This window comes from Halomonas sp. SIMBA_159 (genome assembly GCF_046536035.1).
Taxonomy (GTDB): Bacteria; Pseudomonadota; Gammaproteobacteria; order Pseudomonadales; family Halomonadaceae; genus Vreelandella; species Vreelandella venusta_A.
This window is the reverse complement of sequence record NZ_JAWJBT010001040.1, coordinates 1-255: the sequence shown is the minus strand read 5'-3', so window position 1 is coordinate 255 and position 255 is coordinate 1. Positions and strand designations below refer to the sequence as shown.

At 45.5% G+C, this 255-nt stretch carries 1 protein-coding gene; it reads left to right on the top strand.

The window, feature by feature from the left end; all coding sequences use genetic code 11:
* A partial coding sequence (locus R0J87_RS22440; RefSeq protein WP_498889088.1) for a VOC family protein occupies positions 1-182 on the top strand: 182 nt, incomplete at its 5' end.
* Positions 183-255 lie beyond the last annotated feature (73 nt).

The following is a 255-nucleotide window of genomic DNA, read 5'->3' as shown; positions in this document are numbered from 1 at the left end:
CAAACGGTGGCAGTTCCCCCATTCTGAGTTTTCAAGTGGAAGATGTCCAAGCGAGTGTGGATGCTTTAGAGGCTTTAGGCGGAACCTTAGAAGGTCGCATCCGTGAACCCTCTTTTGGTAAAGTTGCAGCAGTCCGCACCCCTGATGGGCATTTAGTAAGTTTATTACAACCCAATCAGTAAAACTGAAATCCCCCGCAAGGGGGAATTATTATTCAGTCAAACCATTAGCTTTCTTCTTCTTCTAATTCCAAGC